Source organism: Acidisphaera sp. S103 (assembly GCF_009765975.1).
Classification (GTDB): domain Bacteria; phylum Pseudomonadota; class Alphaproteobacteria; order Acetobacterales; family Acetobacteraceae; genus Rhodopila.
In genome coordinates this window covers 25,917-34,869 of sequence record NZ_LMUJ01000031.1, presented here as the reverse complement: position 1 = coordinate 34,869, position 8,953 = coordinate 25,917, and the positions used below count along the sequence as shown (strand labels likewise).

The 8,953-nt window shown below is 66.6% G+C and carries 10 protein-coding genes; 7 read left to right on the top strand and 3 right to left on the bottom strand.

The features are described 5' to 3' along the window. The 7 genes from GSQ89_RS04680 to fae all read left to right on the top strand — a co-directional run. Nucleotides 1–1,003, top strand: a 1,003-nt coding sequence (locus tag GSQ89_RS04680) for a beta-ribofuranosylaminobenzene 5'-phosphate synthase family protein (RefSeq protein ID WP_371734211.1), incomplete at its 5' end; no start/stop codon positions are given. 36 nt (nt 1,004–1,039) lie between these two features. Continuing rightward, entirely contained in the window at nt 1,040–1,936 is an 897-nt protein-coding gene (locus GSQ89_RS04675) for an NAD(P)-dependent methylenetetrahydromethanopterin dehydrogenase (protein ID WP_158922525.1), read from the top strand. Then, nucleotides 1,933–3,045, top strand: coding sequence for an ATP-grasp domain-containing protein (locus GSQ89_RS04670; protein ID WP_216856010.1), 1,113 nt, complete (start codon nt 1,933–1,935; stop codon nt 3,043–3,045). Before GSQ89_RS04675 ends, GSQ89_RS04670 begins: the two co-directional genes overlap by 4 nt. Next, nucleotides 3,042–4,013: a methenyltetrahydromethanopterin cyclohydrolase gene (gene mch, locus GSQ89_RS04665; protein ID WP_158922523.1), complete on the top strand. Its 972-nt coding sequence runs from the start codon at nt 3,042–3,044 to the stop codon at nt 4,011–4,013. The genes GSQ89_RS04670 and mch overlap by 4 nt, the downstream gene beginning before the upstream one ends. Nucleotides 4,014–4,024: 11 nt before the next feature. Then, nucleotides 4,025–4,900, top strand: a complete 876-nt coding sequence (locus GSQ89_RS04660) for a RimK family alpha-L-glutamate ligase (RefSeq protein ID WP_158922521.1) — start codon at nt 4,025–4,027, stop codon at nt 4,898–4,900. Next, the gene (locus GSQ89_RS04655) at nt 4,897–5,712 is read left to right on the top strand and encodes a triphosphoribosyl-dephospho-CoA synthase (protein WP_158922519.1); all 816 of its coding nucleotides are present in this window, start codon (nt 4,897–4,899) and stop codon (nt 5,710–5,712) included. The genes GSQ89_RS04660 and GSQ89_RS04655 overlap by 4 nt, the downstream gene beginning before the upstream one ends. Nucleotides 5,713–5,821: 109 nt before the next feature. After that, nucleotides 5,822–6,328 (top strand): formaldehyde-activating enzyme, encoded by a 507-nt coding sequence (fae, locus tag GSQ89_RS04650; RefSeq protein ID WP_158922517.1) that lies wholly within the window; start codon nt 5,822–5,824, stop codon nt 6,326–6,328. Between the two features lie 174 nt (nt 6,329–6,502). On the opposite strand, the gene GSQ89_RS04645 is transcribed toward fae, so the two are convergent. From GSQ89_RS04645 to GSQ89_RS04635, 3 genes are all read right to left on the bottom strand, one after another. Continuing rightward, complete coding sequence (locus GSQ89_RS04645) at nt 6,503–6,685, bottom strand: hypothetical protein (RefSeq protein ID WP_216856037.1); 183 nt, start codon at nt 6,683–6,685, stop codon at nt 6,503–6,505. A gap of 201 nt (nt 6,686–6,886) precedes the next feature. Next, nucleotides 6,887–7,984, bottom strand: coding sequence for a rhamnan synthesis F family protein (locus GSQ89_RS04640; protein ID WP_158922513.1), 1,098 nt, complete (start codon nt 7,982–7,984; stop codon nt 6,887–6,889). A gap of 80 nt (nt 7,985–8,064) precedes the next feature. Then, nucleotides 8,065–8,823 (bottom strand): class II aldolase/adducin family protein, encoded by a 759-nt coding sequence (locus GSQ89_RS04635; RefSeq protein WP_158922511.1) that lies wholly within the window; start codon nt 8,821–8,823, stop codon nt 8,065–8,067. Nucleotides 8,824–8,953: the final 130 nt, after the last annotated feature.

Here is an 8,953-nt window from a genome sequence, read left to right as displayed (position 1 = left end):
CGAAGGCCCGCCATCCACGCCTTCTCCCAAATCCGGCCCTCAACTCACGGATGGAGGCACCGCCGTAACGGTCACCTGCACCGCGCGCCTGCACCTCGGCTTCTTCGACCTGGACGGCGGATTGGGCCGGCGCTTCGGCAGTATCGGCCTGTCGCTCGACCAGCCGGTGACCCGCCTCACCGTCCGCCGTTCGGACATCACCCAGGTCCACGGTCCGGAACACGACCGGGTCACCCGCTATCTCGCGCAGATGTGTTCCCACCTCGGCCTGACCAGCCACCACGCGGTGGAGATCGAACAGGCAATGCCGCCGCACGCCGGCCTCGGTTCCGGGACCCAACTCGCACTCGCGGTCGCGGCCGCGGTGCGGCGGCTGCACGGCCGTCCCGACGATCCCCGAGGCGATGCGACCCACCTGGGACGCGGTGCCCGCTCCGGCATCGGCATCGGCCTGTTCAGCCAGGGTGGCCTCGTCATCGACGGCGGCAGAGGCACCCAGCCAGGCCCACCACCGCTGCTGGCCCGCGCCGCGCTGCCCGAGGCATGGCGCGTCCTGCTGGTGCTCGACCGCCACAGCGAAGGCCTGTCCGGCCCACAGGAGCGCGCCGCATTCGACTCCCTGGACCCCATGGACCCGGCGATATCGGGCGCCATCTGCCGCCTGGTACTGATGCAGGCGCTGCCCGCGCTGGCCGAACACGACCTGCCCGGCTTCGGTTCGGCCATCACCGCGATCCAGGCCCATGTCGGCGACTACTTCGCACCGTCCCAGGGCGGACGCTTCACCAGCCCTGGCGTCGGCGCCGCATTGCGCTTACTGGCGGACGCAGGCGCAACCGGGGTCGGCCAGAGTTCCTGGGGACCAACCGGCTTCGCCTTCGCCGAAAACGAACGCGAAGCGCACCGGCTGAGCGGCGAATTGGAAGCCAGAGGCGCGCTGAAACAACTGGACTTGCTGATCTGCCGCGTGTTGAATCGAGGCGCATCGGTGGACGTGGCCTGAATACAAAAACCACAATGCCCAAGTAAAGGAAACGCCGTGGCCGACAAAAGGATTCTGCATCTGCTGAGCCCGTTGCGGCACGCCAGTCCCTTCGACCTGAACATGGCGCTGGACGCCGGCTACGACGCGGTCATACCGTACACCAACGTAACGATGGACGAAGTCGCCAGCCTGGTGCAGGATGCGATTTTCTCCCGGTCACCGAAAGACGGTGCAAAGACCTGCGTGTTCATCGGCGGCAAGGACGCCATCGCCGCGCTGGACATGCTGGATCGCGCAAAGAAAGCGATGGTGCCGCCCTTCGTGCTGTCGCTGTTCGTCGACCCCGCGGGCTCATTCACCACCGCTGCCGCGATGGTCGCCCGTCTGGAGCGCGCGCTACGCGCCTCGCACAGCCGGGAACTGTCCGGAACGCGCATCCTGGTGTTCGGCGCCACCGGCGTCGTGGGCTTCGCCTCGGCGGTGATCAGCGCGTTGGAGGGCGCACAGGTCACGCTCGTCGGCTACGACGGAATACAACGCGTCCAAAAAGCCGCCGACGAAATCGCCGCTCGGTTTGGCACCGCCGTCGCCGCGGCAGACGGCAGTTCGGACGACCTGAAGGCACAGTTGCTCCGCGGCGCCGAAGTTGCCCTATGCGCCGGACGCGCAGGCGTCGAGATCATCAGTGCCGACCTGTTGAAATCATCCCCCGGCCTGCTCGCCGTCGCCGACGTCAACGCCGTGCCCCCGCTGGGCGTCGCCGGACTGGATGCCTTCGCCGACGGCGTGAAGATCGGCGACGGCCCCACGGTGGGCATCGGCCCGCTGGCGATCGGGCAGACCAAATACCAAACCGAGTTCGGCCTGTTCCGCCGCATGATCGAAAGCACCAAGCCACTGACACTGGATTTCCGCGACGCTTTCGCGCTGGCCCGCGACCTCGCCCGATGACTCCCACCCAACCCGCCGTCCTGATCGCCGCCCTGTCGGGCAGAGCACTGGCAGCCTGCGCCAGGCGTGATGGCTACCGGCCGCTGGTGGCCGACCTGTTCGGCGACCTCGACACAAGCGAACTGGCCGAGGCAAGCGAACGCGTGCCCGGCACCCTGACGCGCGGATTTTCACAAACCGGGTTGCTGGCGTCCCTCGACCGCCTGGCGGCCGAAAGGCAGGTGATCGGCGTCGTGGTCGGCAGCGGCTTCGAGGACCGTCCCCGCCTGCTGCACGCCCTCGCGACCCACCACATCCTGCTGGGCAACCCGGCCGAGGTCGTCACCGCGATAAAAGACCCGTTCCAGTTCGCCGAAACCTGCGCCCGCGCCGGCTTACCGCACCCCGACATACGGCGAGACCAGCCCACAAGCGGCAAGTGGCTGCGCAAGCGTGCCGGAGGGTCAGGTGGCGTCCACATCGCCGCCTCCACGCGACGGGCCGGCCAGCGCCCCGGGCGCTACTATCAGCGCCATGCGGCCGGCGAACCCGTCTCTGTCGCCTTCCTGGCCGCCGGTGGCGCCTGCCGCGTCCTCGGGCTGAGCCGGCAATGGGCCGACCCGTCACCCCGCCACCCGTTCCGCTACGGCGGCGCCTCCCGTCCGGCTCCAGTTCCACCCCGCCAGGCAGCGGACATCGCCGACGCCGTCGCCCGCCTGGTGGCGCTCACCGACCTGCGAGGCCTGAACAGCGCCGACTTCCTGGTGCGGCACGACGGCCTGGATCTGCTGGAAATTAACCCGAGGCCCGGCGCCACGGTGGACATCTTCGCCGGACAGGCCTTGTTCCGCCTGCATCTCGACGCCTGCCGTGGCGTGCTGCCCGACGCCCCGCCGGTCTGGCCGGCCGCCGCGGCCGCCGCGACCGTCTACGCGAGGCAGGCCATCCGGCTGCCACCGGACTTCGCCTGGCCCGCCTGGACGGCGGATCGACAGCCATCAGGCGAACCGGTGCCGGCGGGCGCACCGCTCTGCACCGTACTGGCCGACGCCGCCGACGCGACCGGCGCTGAGCAATTGGTGCGCGACCGGGCAGCCGAGATCCTGGCCAGCGCGGAAGCCCCTCCATGACCGACCCGACCCTGAACGCGCGCGCTTACCGCCTGGTGGACTCCGTCCGTTCGGATGCCGCCGCCCTGCGCGTAGGCGTCTCCCGCGGCGAGGCCGGCGAACTGCTCATCGACGCCGGTGCCAACCATCAAGGCGGCATCGCGGCCGGCCTGCGCCTGGCCGAGATCTGCCTCGGCGGCCTGGGCCAGGTCCAACTGACCACCGACGCGACAGTGCCGCACTGGCCATGGACGATCTCGGTGTCCACCGCCAACCCGGTCACCGCCTGCCTGGGCAGCCAATACGCCGGATGGAGCCTCTCCCACGGCAAAGGCAAGGGATCGTTTTTCGCCCTGGGATCCGGCCCGGCACGCGTGCTCGCCCGTAAGGAAAAACTGTTCGAGGAACTCGACGTCCAAGACACCTCGAAACAAGCCGTCCTGGTGCTGGAAAGCGGCAAGCCGCCACCCGCCCCGCTGGTGAAGCAGATCGCCGAAGCCTGCGGCATCGACCCATCCGGCCTGGCGATCCTCTACGCGCCAACCCAAAGCCTGGCCGGCGGCGTGCAGGTCGTCGCCCGCGTCCTGGAGGTCGCGCTGCACAAGGCGCACGAACTGCACTTCCCGCTGGCCAACATCGTCGACGGCATGGGTGCCGCGCCGCTGCCCCCGCCCCACCCGGATTTCGTCACCGCCATGGGCCGCACCAACGACGCCATCATCTTCGGCGGCCGGGTACACCTCTTCGTTACGGGACCAGCATCCGCCGCTCGCGACCTCGCCGAGGCCATGCCGGCCGCGAAATCGCGCGACTACGGCCGCCCCTTCGCCGAAATCTTCAAGGCGGCCAAAGGCGATTTCTACGCCATCGACCCGATGCTGTTCAGCCCCGCGGCGGTCACCATCACCGCGCTGGAAACCGGCGAGAGCTTCTTCGCCGGTGCGGTCGACGCGGCGCTGCTGGATGCCTCGTTCGGCCGGGTGTCCTGACCGCCCCCGCGATGCGCATTGGACTGGCGATCGACACCGAAGACTGGCACGCCCGCCGGCTGATGCGGGCGTTCGCGGCTCGAGGCATCACGGTCGTGCCCTTCCGCCTGTCCGACGCCGCCTTCGACACCGGACATCCACACGGCCTCGCCTTACCCGGCTTCGATGACGGGCTGCCCAACGCCGTGCTGGTGCGATCGATCTCCGGCGGCAGCTTCGAGGAAGTCACCCGCCGCCTCGGCGTGCTGCATGCGCTACGCGAACAGGGCGTCCTGGTCTGGAACGACGCCAGAGCCATCGAGCGCTGCGTCGACAAATCCACCACCAGCTTCTTCCTGGCACACGCCGGCATCGCAACGCCGCCGACCTGGGCGGTCGAAGGGCAGGCGGCTGCGCTGAAAGTCGCGGACCGCGAATGCCCCACCGGCCCCCTGGTACTGAAACCGCTGTTCGGTTCCCAAGGCCGCGGCCTGCGCCTGATCACCACCGGTGCGGACCTGCCGCCCCCAGAAATTGTCGGCGGCGTCTACTACCTGCAACGATATATCCCCACAGGAACCGGAACCTTCCACGACCACCGTCTGTTCGTCTGTGCCGGATCGGTTGTCGCCGCGATGACCCGCCAGGCCGAGACCTGGGTCACCAACGTCCGCCAAGGCGCCCAAACCCTGCCGTTCCAGCCAGACTCCCGGATGACCGACCTCGCCATACGAGCGGCTTCCTGCGTCGGCGCCGCCTATGCCGGCGTCGACATTCTGGTGGACGGCGACGGGCGCCCATGGGTGCTGGAGGTCAATTCGATGCCGGGCTGGAAAGGATTGCAGCGCGTGACCGCTACCTCGGTCGCCGGCCACATCGCCGCCGGCCTGCTGGCCGCACTGCGATGATCATCACTTCGGCTTACATCGAGGCCTGCCTGGAGGAACTGAACGCCCCCAAACCCGGCAACGTGCACATCCACGCCGCCGGCCATCGCATGACCGTCGCCGATTTCACCCGCAGCGCCGAGGTCTCCGCCCCCTTGCTGTGCCGCTTCGGTGCTCGCCTGGGCGAAAGGATCCGCGACGCCACCGCCGCAACATGGCAAGCCGTCGGACAGAACACCAACCTGGGGATTCTCCTGCTGTGCGGCCCACTGGCCATGGCAGCGGAACACGGCGAAACCCCAGCCGCCGTGATCGCCGCATCCGATCTCGAGGACGCCCAGGCGGTCTTCGAAGCCATCCGCCTGGCCCAGCCGGGCGGGCTGGGATCCGCCGATCGCCACGACGTCCACCAGCCAGCGACCGTGACCTTGGCCGCCGCCATGGCAGAAGCCGCCGATCGAGACAGCATCGCCCGCCAATGGACCAACGGCTTCGCCGACATCCTCGGACCCACCCTCACATCCTACGCAGCCGCTCGGTTGCGCTGGCCCGATCCATCCTGGGCGACGCTGACGGCATTCCTGGAATTCCTAGCAACATGTCCTGACAGCCATATCCAGCGCAAACACGGTCCCGCGATCGCCACCTCCGTCCAACACAAGGCCAACAGCGTCCGCGATGCGTTGGCGGCCTGCACGAACCCCGCCACGATGCTGCCCGAACTGCTGGCCTGGGACCATGTTTTGAAGGTCAAGGGCATCAATCCGGGCACCAGCGCGGACTTGACTGTCGCGACGGCTTTTGCCTGGCGTCTGGGCTTGCGCTTCACCTAGGATAATGGTTCTGTTCAGTGCGCCCGGAGATCGGCTGTCTCCTACCCGCGGCCCATAAGCGGGACCGGCGTCCAATCCTTCAAAGAAGACGACTCAGGAGGAATCCGTTATGGCAAAGATCACCAAAGTAGGCGTTGGGGAATCTCTGGTCGGCGAGGGCAATGAGGTCGCACACGTCGATCTGATCATCGGACCGCGCGGCAGCGCGGCGGAGACAGCCTTCTGCAACGCGCTGACCAACAACAAGGACGGGTTCACCACCCTGCTGGCCGTCGTAGCGCCAAACTTGCTGTGCAAGCCGAACACGATTCTGTTCAACAAGGTTACGATCAAGGGCGCCAAGCAGGCGGTGCAGATGTTCGGCCCGGCCCAGCACGGCGTGGCAATGGCCGTCGCCGACAGCGTCGCCGAGGGCGTGATCCCCGCCGACGAAGCTGACGACCTGTTCATCGCGGTCGGCGTGTTCATCCATTGGCTGGCGGACGACGACAAGAAGATCCAGGAATACAATTACCAGGCAACAAAAGAAGCGATCGCCCGAGCGGTTGGCGGCCAACCGACATCGGCGCATGTCCAGGCGAACTATAAGACGGCAAAGCACCCGTTCGCCGCCTGATCTGGATGATCGGCTGAGTGGTTGGGGCAGTCTTGGGTTGCTTGGACCCGAAACGAAGGGTCTCGAACTGGCGGGGCAGACCACGAGTATGTCCTACCCGGTGAGAGTGGTCTGATACCGGCGAGCGTTAAACGCTGGCGTTACATCACTGCCCGGTGCCCCGCCATTGGGGGATCATGGTGCTTCGGCAAAGATCGGGTCTGCATTGGCGATCCGGTCAAATCGATGCCCAAACCCGGGACCGGGCGTGCCATTGGAGACCGCGCAACGAACTTGGAGCAGCAGATCGGCGCCATTTCGTGACCATCGCATCTGCTGGGATTTGGTCATGCGCCGATTGACCAGCGAGTTCGCCATGCCCTTCGCGCCCTGGCTGTGCTCCCCTTTGAAGACATGCATGACCTTGCGGATCCGGTTGATGCTGCGCTGGGCATTCTTCGCTTTGCCGGTCGCATGCTCTGATCATGATCCCCCAATCACCGGACGGTCCCCTCGAAATGCCACGGGACCGTAACGGCCACGTCCCCGACGGTCCCACCATCCTTCTCCGCTTCAACCTCAGGCGCTCATGGTTTTCAGATGTGCCTGAAGCATCGGTAATGGGCAGGGGGACTCTGGCGTGACGACCGCCGGCCACTCTTCTACCCCTGGCAGCCGGCCAGGGTTGTGCCGCACCAGTTCCGTCTTCACGAATGGGTCGCCGAATTTCGTCGCCAGCACATGCCACAAATGCTGCGTCGGGTTCAGCGGCCATTCGTGCAGCAAGGTGGCCGCCTGATCCGCGGGCAGCCGGTCCAGGTCTCGCAATCGCGCACTCGATCCCATCAGAAGCCGCCGTTCGGCCGGATCAGCCACCGCCGCCTGGACAAGGCGATCGTACCCGAACACCGCCGCCACACGATGACCGCGCTGCCGCATCCATCGGGCCAGCCTGATCTCTCCCATCTGTACCAACAGCCACTTGGAGTGGCTGACGTACAGGGTTTGCAGAAATCCCATCAGGTCCGTCACCGCGGCATTGCCGCGGGCCAACAGCAGGTAGCTTTGCAGATGCGGACCGCCTTGCAGGCTTTCCGTCAGCCCAAACAAGCCTTGGCCACCCGCGCGCATGGTGTCGATGACCGGCGCCAGAGGGTGGATCGGCCCAAGCACGCTGTCGTTCGCGAGGATCAGTTCGTCGGGGTGCGGCCAGCGGCGGCGCACCTCCGGCATCACGTCGTGCCAGGCACCGAAGTCGCGGCCGAAATTCTCCCGATGCACGACCAAGGCACATAGCTCGCGCGCGGCCTGCCAGTCATCCTCCGGGATGCGCCTGGCCATGGAGATGAACACGATCGCGAAGCCGAACTGACCGAACTGCGCAAGCTGATGACGCACCATCGCCGAAACCTGACCGGTGGCGGAATAATGCACGTACAATGCAATCCGGGTGGCGTCCGGCGCCGGTCGAATGCCGTCTTCCTGCCGCAGTGGCGCGGCGGCTGGCCGGACCGCCCGGACTGCGTCGCGGGGCAACGCGGCCAGAACTTCCCATCCGACCGTGGCGGCCCGGTATATGACCCGCTTCCACGTTCCCGACGTCGCGTAGCCATGCGCCACGCGCCGCAGGCCGGGCGAGGCTTCATGCAGATCGGTCAGGCGAAGGAGTTCGGTCACGGGGCATCTTGTATCTCAAACGGAAACGGCGCCGACAGTCCCCCAGGGGAGACCATCGACGCCGTGACCGAAAACCCGGGTTACCGGCGGAAGTCGGCGCCCTTGCGTTCGACCGTGCGCACGAGGCCTTGCCATTCGTTCAGGCCGTAACCCTCGGTCGGGCGCATCTTCTTCATGCGTTCCGCGGCCTTGCGCTGGACGTATTCGTCGATGACCACCGGCGCCTCGTCCATTTGCCGGGCGATCAGTTCCAGCTCACAGGCGCGTTCCAGCATATAGAGCCGCATCATGGCGCCGTGGATCGTCTCCCCCAGGGTGAGCAGGCCATGGTTGAGCAGCACGACGCAGCTTCCGGTCTTGCAACTGACGCCCAGCGCATCGCATTCCTCGACCGTCGCGGGGACGCCGTATTCGTGATAGACGACGTCGTCGATCACATGCAGCGCGTCCTGGCTGATCGGGCGCAGGCCCTTGCGCATCAGCGACACGCCGGCGCCGGCGCGTGTATGCGTGTGCAGCACGCAGTTAGCGTCGGGCCGAGCCTTGTAGACGCCGCTGTGGATGATGAAGCCGGCGTTGTTGAATTTGCCGCCCGGCGTCAGGACGTTCCCCTCCATGTCCATCTTCACCAGCGACGACGCGGTGATCTCGTCGAACATCTCGCCATAGTTGTTGATCAGGAAGTGGTTCGGTTCGCCGGGGATGCGAGCCGACATATGGGTGTTGGTCAGGTCGGTCCAACCGAGGTGATTGACGACGTGGTAGAGGGCGGCGAGTTCGCAGCGGGCATGCCACTCGGCGTCGGTCATGTCGGGTTGGATTTTCAGCGCGGCAGACATCTAATCTTCTCCGTCGTTCGTAAAACTTGCCAGGGCATGGTGAGCGTCCTGGTGGAATCGCGCAAGTTTACGGGGCGCCTTGCGGGCCTTTAACCTGACATTTTGCCCTGATTTGCCTACATGGAGCGAA